The organism is Deminuibacter soli, from assembly GCF_003412455.1.
Lineage (GTDB): Bacteria > Bacteroidota > Bacteroidia > Chitinophagales > Chitinophagaceae > Deminuibacter > Deminuibacter soli.
Genome location: NZ_QTJU01000002.1, coordinates 211,924 through 227,195, shown reverse-complemented (window position 1 = coordinate 227,195; position 15,272 = coordinate 211,924). Strand labels below are relative to the sequence as shown.

Annotated in this window: 13 protein-coding genes; 2 read left to right on the top strand and 11 right to left on the bottom strand. The window is 48.4% G+C overall.

Features of this window, described 5'->3' with window-relative positions; translation table 11 throughout:
- Positions 1 to 158 precede the first annotated feature (158 nt).
- Positions 159 to 1,157 (bottom strand): carboxypeptidase-like regulatory domain-containing protein, encoded by a 999-nt coding sequence (locus DXN05_RS07355; protein WP_116846596.1) that lies wholly within the window; start codon positions 1,155 to 1,157, stop codon positions 159 to 161.
- A gap of 60 nt (positions 1,158 to 1,217) precedes the next feature.
- The gene (locus tag DXN05_RS07350) at positions 1,218 to 2,045 is read right to left on the bottom strand and encodes a T9SS type A sorting domain-containing protein (RefSeq protein ID WP_116846595.1); all 828 of its coding nucleotides are present in this window, start codon (positions 2,043 to 2,045) and stop codon (positions 1,218 to 1,220) included.
- A gap of 158 nt (positions 2,046 to 2,203) precedes the next feature.
- Between DXN05_RS07350 and DXN05_RS07345 the strand changes: the two genes are divergently transcribed.
- Both DXN05_RS07345 and DXN05_RS07340 read left to right on the top strand, forming a co-directional pair.
- Complete coding sequence (locus DXN05_RS07345; protein ID WP_116846594.1) at positions 2,204 to 2,782, top strand: RNA polymerase sigma factor; 579 nt, start codon at positions 2,204 to 2,206, stop codon at positions 2,780 to 2,782.
- Positions 2,775 to 4,067, top strand: coding sequence for a carboxypeptidase-like regulatory domain-containing protein (locus DXN05_RS07340; RefSeq protein ID WP_116846593.1), 1,293 nt, complete (start codon positions 2,775 to 2,777; stop codon positions 4,065 to 4,067). Before DXN05_RS07345 ends, DXN05_RS07340 begins: the two co-directional genes overlap by 8 nt.
- Before the next feature lie 73 nt (positions 4,068 to 4,140).
- Here the strand turns inward: DXN05_RS07340 and DXN05_RS07335 are convergent, their stop codons facing one another.
- The 9 genes from DXN05_RS07335 to DXN05_RS07295 all read right to left on the bottom strand — a co-directional run bounded on the left by DXN05_RS07335 (position 4,141) and on the right by DXN05_RS07295 (position 15,240).
- Positions 4,141 to 5,436 carry an MFS transporter gene (locus tag DXN05_RS07335; protein ID WP_116846592.1) on the bottom strand — a complete coding sequence of 432 codons (1,296 nt, stop codon included), beginning with the start codon at positions 5,434 to 5,436 and terminating at the stop codon, positions 4,141 to 4,143.
- Positions 5,437 to 5,476: 40 nt separating this feature from the next.
- Complete coding sequence (locus DXN05_RS07330; RefSeq protein WP_116846591.1) at positions 5,477 to 6,142, bottom strand: bifunctional 4-hydroxy-2-oxoglutarate aldolase/2-dehydro-3-deoxy-phosphogluconate aldolase; 666 nt, start codon at positions 6,140 to 6,142, stop codon at positions 5,477 to 5,479.
- The gene (locus DXN05_RS07325) at positions 6,135 to 7,154 is read right to left on the bottom strand and encodes a sugar kinase (protein ID WP_116846590.1); all 1,020 of its coding nucleotides are present in this window, start codon (positions 7,152 to 7,154) and stop codon (positions 6,135 to 6,137) included. Before DXN05_RS07325 ends, DXN05_RS07330 begins: the two co-directional genes overlap by 8 nt.
- Before the next feature lie 20 nt (positions 7,155 to 7,174).
- Positions 7,175 to 8,005, bottom strand: a complete 831-nt coding sequence (kduI, locus tag DXN05_RS07320; RefSeq protein ID WP_116846589.1) for a 5-dehydro-4-deoxy-D-glucuronate isomerase — start codon at positions 8,003 to 8,005, stop codon at positions 7,175 to 7,177.
- A gap of 44 nt (positions 8,006 to 8,049) precedes the next feature.
- A complete protein-coding gene (locus tag DXN05_RS07315) occupies positions 8,050 to 8,814 on the bottom strand; it encodes an SDR family oxidoreductase (RefSeq protein ID WP_116846588.1) in 765 nt (254 codons plus the stop codon).
- Between the two features lie 57 nt (positions 8,815 to 8,871).
- On the bottom strand, positions 8,872 to 10,512 hold the full coding sequence (locus DXN05_RS07310) for an NADP-dependent glyceraldehyde-3-phosphate dehydrogenase (RefSeq protein ID WP_116846587.1): 1,641 nt from the start codon (positions 10,510 to 10,512) through the stop codon (positions 8,872 to 8,874).
- 120 nt (positions 10,513 to 10,632) lie between these two features.
- Positions 10,633 to 12,072, bottom strand: coding sequence for a glucuronate isomerase (gene uxaC, locus DXN05_RS07305; RefSeq protein WP_116846586.1), 1,440 nt, complete (start codon positions 12,070 to 12,072; stop codon positions 10,633 to 10,635).
- Positions 12,073 to 12,099: 27 nt separating this feature from the next.
- A complete protein-coding gene (locus DXN05_RS07300; protein ID WP_116846585.1) occupies positions 12,100 to 13,755 on the bottom strand; it encodes a UxaA family hydrolase in 1,656 nt (551 codons plus the stop codon).
- A 15-nt stretch (positions 13,756 to 13,770) separates the two neighbouring features.
- A complete protein-coding gene (locus DXN05_RS07295; RefSeq protein ID WP_116846584.1) occupies positions 13,771 to 15,240 on the bottom strand; it encodes a tagaturonate reductase in 1,470 nt (489 codons plus the stop codon).
- Between the last annotated feature and the right edge of the window lie 32 nt (positions 15,241 to 15,272).

Genomic DNA, 15,272 nt, shown 5'->3' with positions numbered 1-15,272 from the left:
ACAAATGATACAACGTTGTATATAGCAGATGCGGAAGAAAACGGTATTACATAAACGGCGGAAATATTTTTTATAGGTGTACGCGCATAAAAAATGCAGCACTGCATTCACTTTCGTTAAGGCAGGCTGCATGTAACAAAACCAGCATGTTTTACTATTTATTGCACCAGCAGTTTGGTGGTATAATTTTTACCGGAACCAATTTCTACAACGCGTACGTAATACATGCCTGTATGCCAGTTACCGGCCACGGGTATTTGTATGGGCATTTTTTTGCTATTGGTGTATTCCTGGTTATAAACAGGTGCGCCTCCTGTGGTATATACTTCTACTGTAAAATGCTCCCATGCACTTACCGTGAGTGTGGTAGTGCCGCCGGCTGTAACAGGGTTGGGATATAGCTTACAGGTATTTCCTTTCACTACTTTGCACAGACTTGCAGCAATGGTATCGCGCTTCAGTTTTATGGAACGCCGTGAAGGAATTATTTCACCGACCACCAGCACTTCATCAAGTGTTGTCGTTGCCAACAGTTCCATATTGGCAATGGCTGTACGCGATTCGGACAAAAGCAATTGTCTGGATCGCATCACGTAACCAACGGCAGCATAGCTAATGGTTACTTCTCTTCCGGGTGCATCAAAAGACAAATGATAATAGCCTGCACTATCTGCAACGCAGCCATATTTTGTACCGGCAATTGTTATTGAACTGTATGCAATAGGTGCTCCCGACGAATCGATTACCCACCCGCTGATACTTGCTTTTATGGTTTGTTTGGTTGCTATTATTACGGTATCGCCGGTTAATTGCCTGTCAGACTGATATTGGCCTATCGCTGGTTTACCCATCGTTTTCTGTGCTTCAGCTTTGCTGAATAACGCCAGCAAAGGCAGTAAAGCAGCCACCCACTTGCTTTTGCGTGAGGGTTGCGTTGCATGCGCCAGATCGCGCATTAGTTGATGAGAATTAAAACGGCCACATACATTTCCCTGCGCGGCAGAAAAATACTGAAGTACTTGCTGATCACTCATTGCAGAAAAATCAATCACCTGTTTACTGCAGGCATTGCAAAAGCGGCCTTGTGAACCGGGTTGCATCTTGTGCCAGTCTTCATGGCAAGGAGTGGGTATAAAGAGTTGTACAGTCGGTTTCATGGTTGCAGTTTAATACAGGATGCCACGATCTTCTGTATTACATAAGAGAATAGCAATTATTTATTTCACCCATATTTTTTCTGTGTAGTAACCTAATAACCGCTCATTCAATACCCGTACATAATAAACACCTTTAGGCCATTTCGCCTGGATGCTGACAGGCAGGTTTTGACTGTTCCTGCATTTTTGCAGATATACAAAGTCGCCGGCTGCATTAAACACTTCGATATTAAAATCATTCCATTCATGTACGGTTACCGTGCAGTTGTTATTCAATTTTACCTGGCTAGGCTTAACTATAAAAGGGCGTTTTTGCAGAACGCCACGCAGGTAACTGGCGGCTGTATCACGCCACAAAAAATGAGGCTGCCGTCTTAGTTCGGGTTGGCCAATGACTATATCAATTGACGATGCAAGGGGCAGCCCCTGGCCATATTGAAAAGAGCTGCGCCTATGCTCCATATAATTTGCGTTGGGTGTATCCAATAACTCTGACGATGGAAGTGTAGACACGATAGATTCCGTTTCCAGGTTTGGTGGCTTTTTTTCATGCGGGTATTGTGCTGTTGCAGGCGTAACAGCCGGTTGCTGCCCGTAACTTTTGTCCAGCAGCAACAACAACGGCATCAGCACCGCCAGCCAGCGGCTTTTCTTTGCAGGTGGTTGCGCAGCAACAAGATTCCGTTGCAGCTGGCTGCGGGTAAAGCGGCCGCAGGTATTGCCTTTTGCGGCTGAGAGGTAGTTCAGCAACTGCTGATCGGTCATCAGCGAAAAGTCAACCACCTCTTTGCGGCAGGCCCCGCAAAAACTTCCCTTTTCGCCGGGTAGCATGGCATTCCAGTTTTCGTGGCAGGGTTGGAGTACAGATACCTGTAGTGTTTTTTTCATAACAGCAGTTTTGCAGAAGATGCGGGGAAACGACAAATTACATCATTTAGCTGCGTTACATGGGCGTTCAGTTCTGTTCATACCGGGTAAGGCTGTTCCCTGTTTTAACACACTGGGTTTCAGGCGTACGGTAAAAATTGTTACCTTGCCGGCAGCACATGATTCCAGTAAGGCACATAGGGACAAACGCCCCGCGCACCGATGAGGAGCTGCTGGCTGAATTTCAGCAAACCGGCGAACAGCAGGTACTGGCAACCTTATACCTGCGTTATACCGACCTGGTATACGGCACCTGTGTTAAATACCTGAAACAAGCCGAATCTGCCAAAGACGCAGTTATGAACATTTACCAGGAATTACTGGTCAAACTACCCCACCACCAGGTATCCAATTTCAAAAGCTGGCTGTACGTGGTTACCAAAAACCACTGTTTGATGCAACTGCGCAAAGAGCAGAAGCATAAAACGGTTTCCCTGCCGGAGCAGGGATTTTTTATGCAATCGGAAGATCTTTCGCATCTGGACAGTATACTGGAAAAAGAAGCGGATTTTAAGCGTCTCGGTTTGTGTATGGAACAGCTGGCAGAAGCACAGAAACAAGCAGTTACACTGTTTTACCTGGAAAACAAATGTTACCAGGAAATCACTGAAATAACCGGCAGCGACTGGAACAAAGTACGCAGCCTGATACAGAACGGGAGAAGAAACCTGAAAAATTGTATGGAAAGCAATGGCTGAGCAATACAACCATAATGAATTTTCTTTGGCAGATATCGAGCGGTACCTGCAGGGCCGCATGCCCGCAAAAGAAATGCACGAACTGGAAAAGGCAGCGCTGAACGACCCTTTCCTGGCCGATGCAATGGAAGGTTTTGCCCAGGTGCAGCTGCCGATTGCCCAACAGCATTTAAATAACATTGCGGCGGCATTGCAACGCCCTGCACAGGTAAAAGTATTGCCCGTGTATAAGCGCCGCACCTGGCTGCGCGTGGCTGCAGCTGTAATACTTATTGCAGGCGCAGGTACAGGCGCCCTGTTGCTGCAAAACAAGCCCTCGCCAACCCAGGCACCCGAACTGGCTACCATTACCAAAAACACCACGCCCCCTGTTGTACAAGACAGCATACGGGCAGATAAAAGCGGCAGCCCCAAACCGGCAGCAGAACCCGCAGTTATCCGGCGTAAACCTGCACCACAGGTGTTTAGCAAACCACAGCCACAGCAGCCTGTTACTGCCAGTGCACCCGTAGTTGCAGCAGCCGAAGCACCGCCTGCCCCTGCAGCAAAACAACCGGCAGCAGTCACCGCAATGGCAGCCCCGGCTGAATACGATAAAGTTCAAACTGATACCGTTATTCACGGCAATATGGGGTTTACCGCAGCAAGAAAAGCTACTATGGCAGCTCCTATGCAGGCCGCACCAGGCAAAGTATACCAGCTGGAAGGAATTGTGCGTGATGAACAGCAGAAACCACTGGAAAACGCCACTATTAAACCCATAAACGGCAAAGCATTGGCCATGACCGATGAAGACGGCCGCTTTGTATTACGTAGTAACGATTCCATTACCAGCGTTACTGTTTCTTCATTGGGATATGCCAGTGCAGAGGTAACCATCAAAGCGAATAAAACCAATAGTGTTCAGCTGGAAGAAAGCCAGCAGAGCCTTGGCGATATGGTGGTGACAGAACTGCGCTCACGCAGCAAAAAAGCTGCTGCTTCGGGCAATGCAGTTAAACAGGCAACACCCGACGCAACACCAGCAGGCGGCTGGCAAATGTTTCAGCAGTATGTATACACCAAACTGCACAAAGAAATAGATACTACCGCCAGCGAAGAGCCCCTGCCCGGTGATATAGAAATGGAGTTTGAAATAAACGATAAAGGAAAGCCCTACAATTTCGTGATCCGCAGCACACCTTCAGAAACAGATTCACAGGCCATTGATGCCATACGTAATGGACCAAAATGGATTACCAGCGGACCGGAAAAGAAAAAGAAAGTCACTGTACATATCAAGTAACCGGGTACATGCCACATACAAAAGCGGCTGTGTTATTGAAACACAGCTGCTTTCTTTTTATCATTACCTGTTATTAAATATTCACTTTCTCCATACGCGGCGCCAGTATATGCATAATCAGCCAGCCGGTTAAATAAGCCAGGCCGCAGATGATAAACATGATGTAGTACGCTGTTTCCATTTTGTTGATGCGCTCGTAATACACAAACATCTGCTTTTGCACCAGGGCCGATAACAAAATGCCACCCAATGCACCGGACATGCCGCCCAACCCGGTAACAGAAGCAACCGCTTTTTTGGGGAACATATCAGATACAGTAGTAAAGATATTGGCACTCCATGCCTGGTGCGCTGCTGCTGCCAGACCAATAATCGCCACAGCAAGCCACATATCTATCTGCCCCAATACCTGCGCAAACACAATGGGTATTACACAGAAGGCATAAATAAGCATAGATGTTTTACGTGCTTTAAATACTGCCACATTCCTGTTGATGAAAAACATGGGCAGCCAGCCGCCGAATACGCTGCCAAAGCTGGACATGGTGTACACCAGAGCCACCGGCAATGCAATGGCTGTATTCTTTAAGCCATATTGTTTCTCCAGGAAATCGGGCAACCAGAATAAATAAAACCACCAGATAGGATCTGTTAAAAACTTACCGAGTACAAAGGCCCAGGTTTGCCTGAAACGCAGCAGTACACCCCAGGGCACTTTTTCCTTTACTTCTGTTTTTTCTTCGTCCTTATCGCTGTTAATGTATTCCAGCTCAGCAGGTGTTACGCGTTTGTGCTTTGAAGGAATTTCATACAGCAGGTACCAGAAAATAAGCCATATAAAACCTACAGCGCCGGTAATACCAAAGGCCCAGCGCCAGTTCCATACTTTGGCAATAAATGGTACGGTTAACGGTGCAATGATGGCCCCGATGTTGGAGCCGGAGTTGAAGATACCGGTAGCAAAAGCTCTTTCTTTTTTCGGGAACCATTCTGCCACGGTTTTAATGGCCGCGGGAAAGTTACCTGCTTCACTGATACCCAGGAAGGCACGGGCTACAATAAAGCCGCCGGTGCTGGTTACAAAGGCATGGCCAATGGCACTCAGGCTCCACAAAATAAGCGACAGCGCATAGCCCAGCTTGGTGCCGGTGCGGTCTATCACCCGGCCTGCCATAAACAGGCCGAGTGCATAGGTTATTTTGAAGGCAATTTCAATATTGGCATAGTCACCGGCATTCCATTTAAATTCATCGGTGAGGTACGGTTTTAAGAGTGAAATAACCGCCCTGTCCAGGTAGTTAATCGTTGTAGCAAAAAATATGAGCGAACAGATCGTCCACCTGTATTTTCCAATACCGGTATTTGGCATGCGTAGTTGGTTTAATCGTTAGATTTTAAGGGAGCAGTAATTACTGCCTAACTGTCTTCACCAGGCAAATAGCTTTTTCGGTAAGTGCAGAGATAAAATGTGCATAATCATCCTGGTCTAAGATGGCTTTGTTGATGAGTTTGCTGCCAAGACCAACAGCACTTACACCGGCTTTAAACCAGGACTGGATATTTGTTTTCTCCACTTCCACACCACCGGTAGGCATAAACAGCAGGTCAGGGAAAATGGGGCGGATGGCTTCAAGGAAGGAAGGCATCAGCAGGTTGCCGGGAAACAATTTTACAAACTTAACGCCTGCATTCTCGGCCTGTATTATTTCAGAAGGCGTCATGCAGCCGGGTATCCACAACAGGCCATTGTCCTGCGCCACGGTATTTACTTCAGGCACATAACCCGGGCTTACCAGGAAATCGGCGCCTGCTGCCACAAATGCTTTGGCATCGTGTTCATTTTTGATAGTACCAACGCCGAGCTGCAGGTCTTTCATTTCCGCGTCACGCACAGCTTTCATGCTGCTGAAATTACGCAGGGCCGCTTCTCCCCTGTTGGTAAACTCTACTGCGCGGATGCCGGCCTGGTACAGGGCTTTGAGTATGTTTATACAGATATCAATATCTGCATGAAAGTACAAAGGAAGAATACCCTTGTCTAAAATCTCGTGTAATGCAGAATCGTACTTATTCATATGATGCTAATATTGAGTGAATGGATGATATGGTTTGCCTTGTTGCGTCGCCGGTTTCCTGCAATTTACCAAAAGCCGCCGCTGCTGCATAATTAATTACCTGCTGCGGGGTATGCCCATTGTGAATGCCGTAAATCAGTCCGGCCATAAAACAATCGCCGCTGCCTACTTTATCTGCAATGCTGGCTGCTTTCATGTGATGGGAAACAAACTGAACACCCGGCTGGTTCAAAGCTGCGTAATACCGGATGCCGCCATGCCCGTCGTCGAAACGGAAAGTATTGGCCACCGTAGTGCAACGCGGGAATTGCTCCATTATGGCTGCAGCGGTGCGGCTGGCATGTTCCAGGTAATTTTCCCTGCTGTCTGCCGCTATTAATTCATTATCTACCGGGATATCCAGCAAGGTAGCTGCTGCCCAGATATTGCCCATGATTACATCGCAATAACCGGCCAGTCCGCGCATTACCGAAGCCGGCGTTTTGCCGTACTGCCACAAACGGGCACGGTAGTTCAAATCAACAGATATCTTCAAGCCCAGTCGGGTGGCAGCTTCCAGGCCTTCTTTGCATACAGCCACCACGTTTTCGTTAAGCGCCGGACTAATTGCGCTGAAATGAAACCAGGAAGCACCGGCCAGCAGTGTATCCCAATCGATAGTGCCTGGCTTTAATGACCAGAAAGATGAATATGCACGGTCATAAATAACACCGGCATGTTTTAGATCAGCTCCCTGTGGCAGGTAATAGGTACCGATACGTTCACCCGAAAACAGGACGGTGCTGGTATCGATGTTTTTCGCCTGCACAGCCGTGCAAATCTCCGCTGACAGGTAATTCGCCGGCAGCGCAGTACAGTACTGCACCGGCACCTGCCAGTTGGCCAGTGCATGCGCCACATTCAGCTCGGCACCACCTATAAAAACGGGCATGCTGTTTTCTTTAATCCATGTGCCGTTTAATACGGGGGACATGCGCAGTAACAGTTCGCCAAAACAAAATACTTTTTTCATAATACTGTAACTAAACCTGGTTATCGTAAATCTGCCAAGGGCGCAGCATCCATATCGCTGTAAGTATAATTTTCACCGGCCATGCCCCATATAAACCCATACGCCGCTGTGCCGCAGCCCGAATGGATAGACCACGGCGGCGATACCACTGCATCGTGATTGGCCATTAACAGGTGGCGTGTTTCAGTGGGCTCGCCCATGAAGTGAAATACGCGCTGCTCTGCCGGCACATCAAAATAAAAATAAGCTTCCATACGGCGCGTGTGCGTGTGTGCAGGCATGGTGTTCCATACACTGCCCGGTTCCAGTATGGTGAGGCCCATTACCAGCTGGCAGCTCTGAATGCCATCTGCATGTATATAACGGTAAATAGTGCGCTTGTTGGCAGTAGCCTGGTCGCCCATGTTGCCACCCTGTGCATCGTTCTTTGTAAACAAACGGTTGGGATGTGTTGCATGTGCCGGTGCAGACAACAAATAAAACACTGCAGGTTGCGCCGCATCTTTACTGCTGAAGCTTACCTGTTTCACACCCTTGCCCAGGTACAGGCAACTGAGCTTATCGAGGCTAAACAATTCACCATCTGCTTTTACTTCACCCGCACCACCTACATTGATGATGCCTATTTCCCTGCGCTCCAGGAAATAATCTGCCCGCAATTCAGGATGATTGGGCAGTTCAACACTTTGGTGAACAGGTTTGGCGCCACCTATGATCACACGGTCGTAATGTGAATACACCAGTTGCACCTGGTCATCCTGCATCAGCTTTTCAATCAAGAAATTGCTGCGCAGCTCCGCCGTATTCATGCGGCTGGTTTCTTTCGGGCTATTCTGAAATCTTATTTCCATCTTAAAGGATAGTTTTATGGCTTGATGGTTCAATGGCTGCCACGTTATCTTCCCATCCATCCGCCGTCAACCGTTAAAATTGTTCCGTTTACATAGCCGGCTGCTTCAGAGGCGAGGAATACGGTAGGCCCTTTAAAGTCTTCCGGTTCGCCCCAGCGGCCTGCCGGTATGCGGTCGAGGATGGATTTGCTGCGGTTTTCATCGTTGCGCAATGCCTCAGTGTTATCGGTAGCGATATAACCGGGAGCAATGCCATTGACATTTACACCTTTTGATGCCCATTCATTGGCCAGCGCTTTTACCAGGCTTGCCAATGCGCCCTTGCTGGCAGCATAGCCGGGCACATTAATGCCACCCTGGAAACTAAGCAAGGAACACGTGAATATGATTTTGCCGCTGCCCTGTGCAATCATGCGTTTGCCCAGTTCGCGTGCAAGTATAAAAGGCGCATCAAGATTAATGGAGAGTACTTTATCCCAATATTCATCGGGATGTTCGGCAGCAGGCTTGCGCATAATGGCACCTGCATTATTTACCAGGATATCAATCACAGGATAGTCTGCCGTAACCTGTGCAATAAAAGCATGTAATTTTTCCCTGTCAGATAAATCTGCCTGGTAGGCTTTGAACTTACGGCCTAACGCTGTGACTTCTTTTTCCACTTCACTTCCCTGCAGTGCTACTGAGCCGGAAACAACGATGATATCGGCGCCCGCTTCAGCCAACCCAAGCGCCATGCCTTTACCAATGCCCTTGTTGCCGCCTGTAACCAGTGCTGTTTTACCTGACAGATCGAATAAATTTTTCATGTTGCAAGCTTACCGTAAAGCTGTGTGCCGTTACAGCACACAGCTTTGGCTGGTTATTTAGAAAATGTATTTCGTACTTAAGAAATTCGAGTACTCATGACTTACAATACCATTGATGAGGTGTTTGTTGTCATCGGTTAACTTGGTTGCCACCAGTGAACGGATAGAGAAAGAACGCAGTGCATCTACAACAGACAAAGTACCTTCTGCACTGTCTTTGCGGCCGGTAAACGGAAACACATCCGGACCGCGCTGGCACTGGCAGTTGATGTTCACCCTGCTTACCTGGTTTACCAGCGGATCAATGAGTGAGGCCACTTCTTCCTGGTCGTTGCTGAAAATACTGATCTGCTGACCATGTGTACTTTCAATCAGGTACTGCACCGGTTCTTCGAGACTGTAATAAGGCACTACCGGTATAATGGGACCAAACTGTTCTTCGCGGTACAGCTTCATTTTAGCATTCACAGGATACAACACAGCCGGGAATACAAACGATTCAGCTGATGCACCACCGCCTTCATTCATTACCTTGGCACCATGTTCAATGGCATCATCAATGCAATCTTTCAGGTAGGCTGGTTTGTTCGGCTCCGGCAATGGCGTAATGTTCACGCCTTTTTCCCAGGGCATACCAAACTGCAGTTTGTTCACCGCCTCATTCAGCTGCTGTATAAAGCTGCTGGCAACACTGTGGTGTACAAAAATTATTTTGAGTGCCGTACAACGCTGCCCGTTAAAAGACAATGCGCCAAGCACAGTTTCCTGTACAGCCAGTTTAATATCGGCCTTGGGTGTAACAATAGCGGCGTTCTTGGCATCGAGCCCCAGTATGGCGCGCAGCCTGTTGACTTTAGGGTGCAGCTTCTTTAATTCATTCGCCACCTTGCTTGAACCGATGAGCGTAAGCACATCAATTTTGCCTGATTGCATTAAGCCCGGGATAATGCTGTTGCCACGGCCGTAGATGGTATTCACCACACCACGTGGAAAACATTCTTTAAACGCCTGCAGCAAAGGATAGTGCAACAGGGTACCATGTTTCGGAGGTTTAAACAGCAGTGTATTACCCATGATAATTGCGGGTATCAGCGTGGTGAATGTTTCGTTGAGCGGGTAGTTAAACGGGCCCATACACAGCACCACACCCAGCGGTGAGCGGCGAACCTGTGCAATAATGCCCTGCTCTATTTCAAAACGGGATGATTGACGGTCTATATCTTTCAGTGCATCAATGGTGGCGTAGATATACTCAACCGTTCTGTCAAATTCTTTTGCAGAATCAGCGGCAGACTTGCCAATCTCCCACATAATCAGCTTTACAACAACATCACGCTGTTCAATCATTTTCTGCGTAAAGCGCTCAACACACGCAATACGGTTGGCTACGCTCATGGTAGGCCACTCACCGCGCCCATTGTCGTATGCGGCCACTGCTGCATTCAGCGCTTCCATTGCTTCTTTCTCTGTACATACAGGGTAAGAACCAATCAGCTGTCGTTGCAGCCCATCCGGTGTTACCACACAAACCGGTGAATAAACAGGGTTGGTAGCGCCGGCCCATGTTTTCATTTCACCATTGGTGAGGTATTCTTTCTGATGCAGCGGTTCGCTTAGTCTATATTCAGCAGGAATATCTGCTTCCTTCACAAACTTAGCCCGCAGCGCATCTGCTGTTACATTAGTGCTTGTGCTCATAATTCATGTTTCATGGTGTTAACTAATCTCTACAAATTTAATGGTTAACACGTTGTGTACGGGATGCCAGTTATTAGCATTCCATGATATTTCCACCAAACTGCAAGCGCAATCGCGGTTTTATACCAATATTTCCTTAAACGCCGGTGCACCCAGGTGCTGCCAGTTAAAGTAGTTGCGGGCATTGTAGTAACAGATGTCCTGTATCATTTTACCTATCCAGCGCACATCGTTGGGCAGTTCGCCATTCTCAACTTCTTCACCAAACAGGTTGCACAGGATACGCCTGAAATATTCATGGCGCGGGAACGATAAAAAGCTGCGCGAATCAGTAAGCATACCCACAAAGCGGCTGATCAATCCCATGTTAGACAAGGCGTTCATTTGTTTGATCATGCCATCCTTCTGATCAAGGAACCACCAGGCAGAGCCAAACTGTATTTTGCCTGCCACAGAACCATCGTTGAAATTTCCTGTCATGGCAGCAATCATCTCATTGTCTGCCGGGTTCAGGTTGTATAAAATGGTTTTCGCGAGTTTGTTGTTGTGATCAAGTCTGCCCAGGAATTTAGACAGGTTGCGTGCCTGCTGAAAATCACCGATAGAATCCCAGCCCGTATCAGGCCCCAGCTGTTGCAGCAAACGGGTATTGTTGTTGCGCAATGCCCCCACATGAAACTGCTGCACCCAGCCTTTTTCCCAATCCCATTCAGCAAAGTATACCAGCATGGCAGATTTAAACTGGCGCAGTTCTTTTTCATCCAGCTGTTTACCGGCCATCAGTTTATCAAACAGATTGCTGATAAGTGATTCGGTATAGTCTTCTGCATACAGTTCTTCCAGTCCATGATCAGATACACCGCAGCCGATGCTGGCAAAGAAGTCGTGGCGCGATTTCAATGCAGTAATATAATCGTTAAAGCTGGTAACTGATACATTCGCAGCCTGCTCAATACGCTGCACATACTTTTTAAAGTTCGCGGGATTGTCTGCATTCATCGCCTGATCGGGCCTGAACGCAGGCAGCACGGGTATTTCAAAGCCTTCTTTTTTCAGCAGCTGGTGATCAGCCAGGTCATCTGCCGGATCATCGGTAGTGCAAACCATGGCCACATTCATTTTGCGGAGGAGATTGCGTACGGAATAATTATCCGTTTGCAACAGCTTGCCGCAGTGATCATAGATGGCTTTGGCAGAGTGTTCGTTCAATATATCGTATACATCAAAGTAGCGCTGCAATTCCAGGTGCGTCCAATGGTACAGCGGGTTACGCATGGTGTATGGAACAGTTTTGGCCCACTGCAAGAACTTGTCGTAATCAGGCTGGTTGCCGGTGCAATAGCTTTCATCCACACCATTGGTACGCATGGCGCGCCATTTATAATGATCGCCGTATAACCATATCTGTGTTAAGTTGTCAAAACGTTTATCTGCTGCAATCTGCGCCTGGGGCAGATGGCAATGGTAATCGATAATGGGCATGTCCTTCGCGTACTCATGGTATAACCGCTGCGCGGTGGTGTTTTTCAATAGAAAATGTTCGTCTAAAAATGGTTTCATTTTAGCTTGATTGTAGGTTTAAAGAAGCTACAAGGACACTCCCCGCTTCCATACGATAAAATCATCCTGCCCGTGTTTAACAGCGGCAACAGTGGTTTCGCCACTGGCGACTTTTATCACATAATCCAGTATGCGCTCGCCGGCCTGTTCAATGGTTTCATCACCATCGATAATGGTACCGGTATTGATGTCAATAATATCGGGCATGCGGCGGGCAAGGGCGGTATTGCTGGCAAGTTTGATCACCGGTGCAATGGGGTTGCCTGTAGGCGTTCCCAGTCCCGTGGTAAACAATACAATGTTGGCGCCTGCGGCTACTTCTGCTGTGGTTGATTCCACATCATTGCCGGGTGTGCACAACAGGTTTAAACCTGGCTGTGTTACTTTCTCCGGGTAGTCCAGCACGGCTGTTACCGGGGAAGTGCCGCCTTTTTTGGCTGCACCGGCAGATTTAATGGCATCGGTAATTAAACCGTCTTTGATATTGCCGGGTGATGGGTTCATATCAAAGCCAGAGCCTACCGCAGTTGCGCGTTCGTTATAACTGCGCATGAGTTGTATAAAACGCGTAGCTGTATCTTCTGTATTGCAGCGATCGCTCAGCTCCTGCTCCACCCCGCACAATTCCGGAAATTCAGACAAGATAACCGAGCCGCCGAGCGCCACCAGCAAATCGGATGTATAACCAATGGCCGGGTTGGCTGAGATGCCGGAGAACCCGTCTGAACCGCCGCATTCGAGACCTATCACCAGTTTGCTTAACGGGGCCGCACTTCTTTCCTGCTGATTAGCCTGTACCAGCCCTGCAAAAGTCTGTTTAATGGCAGCAGCCACCAGGTCGGTTTCGAGGCCAATTTTCTGTTGTTCCAGTATAAATAGCGGCTTGCTGAAATTTGCATCGCGTTTGTTAATCTCTTCCTGCAGCATCGACACCTGTGCATTCTGGCAACCCAGGCTTAGTATGGTAGCGCCTGCCACATTGGAATGCGTAATATAACCGGCAAGCAGTCCGCACAAAGCCTGTGCATCCTGCCTGGTGCCGCCGCAACCGCCATCGTGCAGTAAAAATTTCACCCCATCAATATTCGGGAAGAGCCGTTCTGCCGCAGTGCCGCTACCGGGTAACTGTTGCAGGTCTGTTCCAAGAATAGCTTCTGCTGTTTTACCCGCGCGGTACAGCGATACAAGTTCTTTGGCCAGCCCCTGGTATTTGCGCGGGCGGCCATAACCCAGGTCATCCTGCAAAGCCTCACGCAATACCTCTACATTCCTGTTTTCGCAAAACACCATCGGTATTACCAGCCAGTAGTTGGCGGTACCTACGCTGCCATCGCTGCGATGGTACCCATTAAAGGTGCGTTGCTGCCAGTGGCCTGTTGCGGGTATATGCCAGCTGGTTTTGCGTTCGCCCAGTTGGTAAGGACTGGCCGCATGTTTCAGGTTTTCGGTGCTGATGCGGGAGCCGGCAGCAATAAAATGCCGTGCCTTACCAACCAGCACGCCGTACATGGTTACGGGATCGCCCTCCTGTAAATCGGTGGTAGTAAATTTATGTTTGGCCGGGATAGTCTCCGTTAAGTGATACACCGATCCGTTCCATTGTACCGGCTGTTCTTTGGGCAAATCAGCCAGGGCAACAATCACATTATCTAAAGGATGTACTTTTAAAACTAACTGCTTCATATCACAACTCCGCTTTTACTGTAATTGTGCCATCACCTCCAGGGCAGGTTGTTGCTGCAACTGTTGCATAAACTGCGTTACTGCATCGGCAAAACCGGCCAGTGATGCGAGGTTTGCACCCCATAAAGTTACGTCACTTAATACATCCTGCGCCAACGCCGCCAATGCGGGGTTGCGCTGCCATTTTTGCTGCAGCACGGCGGCTTTATCATCGTTCAGGGTAAAGCCTGCGTCACCGCGCAGCAACAGCAGGTAAGCAGCAAAACCCAGGGCCATATGCTGTGGCACACCCTGTTGTTTTTCATAATACCATTGCAGCAGCGGCACATTGCGCAACACCATCTTAGAAGTGTATTGCATGGTAATGCTTTTCCATTGGTGTTCTATATGCGGGTTTTTAAAGCGGTCTATCACCTGCAGGGCAAAAGCTTCGGCATCTGCTGCCGTAATAACATTGCCTGTAATGGCAGGCGCTATTTCCTGCAACATCAGCTGCCTGATATAGGTGCAGAAGGTATCGTTAGCCAATGCCTCTTTTACCGTGGCAAAACCGGCTGCAATAGCCAGCCCGCAGGAGTAAGTATGCGTCCCGTTCAGTAGGCGCAGTTTCAATTCCTTGAACTTCGTAATATCAGGCGCCAGCACCACACCCTTGTCTGTTTGCGAAAAGCTCAGTTTCGCTTTTGTTTGTTCATTGCTGGTTTCAATGGCCCACAGACTGTAGCACTCACTCATAATGGTGAGCGCATCGGTATAACCCAGCGCGGCTTCCAGTGCAGCCTGCGCTGCAGCAGGGAGTTTACCGGGCACAATGCGGTCTACCAGTGAACTGCAAAAATCATTCGCCTGCTGCAGCCATTGCACAAACGCTGCATCCAGGTTATCGAATGCCGCCAGTTCCAGTAAAATGGCTAGCAGCTTTTTACCGTTGTCACTGATCAGTTCCGTGGGAATAATCACCAGTCCGCCGGCAGCATCACCTTTACACCATTGGTAACGGCGGTATAAGAAAGCCAGTAGCTTGCCGGGATAAGAAGACGGCACGCCTGTATTGATTTGTTCTTTTACCAGTGTAATACCCACTTCCGTGGTATTGCTGATGATGATATCCAATGCCGGGTTTTCTGCGCAGGCCAGTACAGCCTCCCATTCATCATTGGCAGATAACACGCGGCTGATGGCGGCATTGACAATGGTTTCTTCTACCAGTTGCCCTGCCGCAATCCCTTTCACACAATGCGTAAACAACCCATCCTGTTCATCAAATGCATTGGCATCGCCGCCGGTTGATTTGATGACAACAATTCTGCCGTTGAATACACCCTGGCTGTTTGCCTTGTCAATAAAATAATCGGGTAACCCACGCAGCAACACACCTGTTCCAAACTGGATCACTTTTTCCGGGAGTTCGAATATATTGCCGGCCGGCACCCGCAGTTTTGCCTGTGGGTGTATTGCCGGGATATTTGCCTTTGATAAAATCATATATGCTGTGTGTTCTGAATATTTGCTTGGTT

Bases quoted from the DNA above. Each gene is read 5' to 3' on its own strand.
- DXN05_RS07355 (WP_116846596.1), bottom strand. From the start codon at position 1,157: ATGAAACCGACTGTACAACTCTTTATACCCACTCCTTGCCATGAAGAC.
- DXN05_RS07350 (WP_116846595.1), bottom strand. From the start codon at position 2,045: ATGAAAAAAACACTACAGGTATCTGTACTCCAACCCTGCCACGAAAAC.
- DXN05_RS07345 (WP_116846594.1), top strand. From the start codon at position 2,204: ATGATTCCAGTAAGGCACATAGGGACAAACGCCCCGCGCACCGATGAG.
- DXN05_RS07340 (WP_116846593.1), top strand. From the start codon at position 2,775: ATGGCTGAGCAATACAACCATAATGAATTTTCTTTGGCAGATATCGAG.
- DXN05_RS07335 (WP_116846592.1), bottom strand. From the start codon at position 5,436: ATGCCAAATACCGGTATTGGAAAATACAGGTGGACGATCTGTTCGCTC.
- DXN05_RS07330 (WP_116846591.1), bottom strand. From the start codon at position 6,142: ATGAATAAGTACGATTCTGCATTACACGAGATTTTAGACAAGGGTATT.
- DXN05_RS07325 (WP_116846590.1), bottom strand. From the start codon at position 7,154: ATGAAAAAAGTATTTTGTTTTGGCGAACTGTTACTGCGCATGTCCCCC.
- kduI (WP_116846589.1), bottom strand. From the start codon at position 8,005: ATGGAAATAAGATTTCAGAATAGCCCGAAAGAAACCAGCCGCATGAAT.
- DXN05_RS07315 (WP_116846588.1), bottom strand. From the start codon at position 8,814: ATGAAAAATTTATTCGATCTGTCAGGTAAAACAGCACTGGTTACAGGC.
- DXN05_RS07310 (WP_116846587.1), bottom strand. From the start codon at position 10,512: ATGAGCACAAGCACTAATGTAACAGCAGATGCGCTGCGGGCTAAGTTT.
- uxaC (WP_116846586.1), bottom strand. From the start codon at position 12,072: ATGAAACCATTTTTAGACGAACATTTTCTATTGAAAAACACCACCGCG.
- DXN05_RS07300 (WP_116846585.1), bottom strand. From the start codon at position 13,755: ATGAAGCAGTTAGTTTTAAAAGTACATCCTTTAGATAATGTGATTGTT.
- DXN05_RS07295 (WP_116846584.1), bottom strand. From the start codon at position 15,240: ATGATTTTATCAAAGGCAAATATCCCGGCAATACACCCACAGGCAAAA.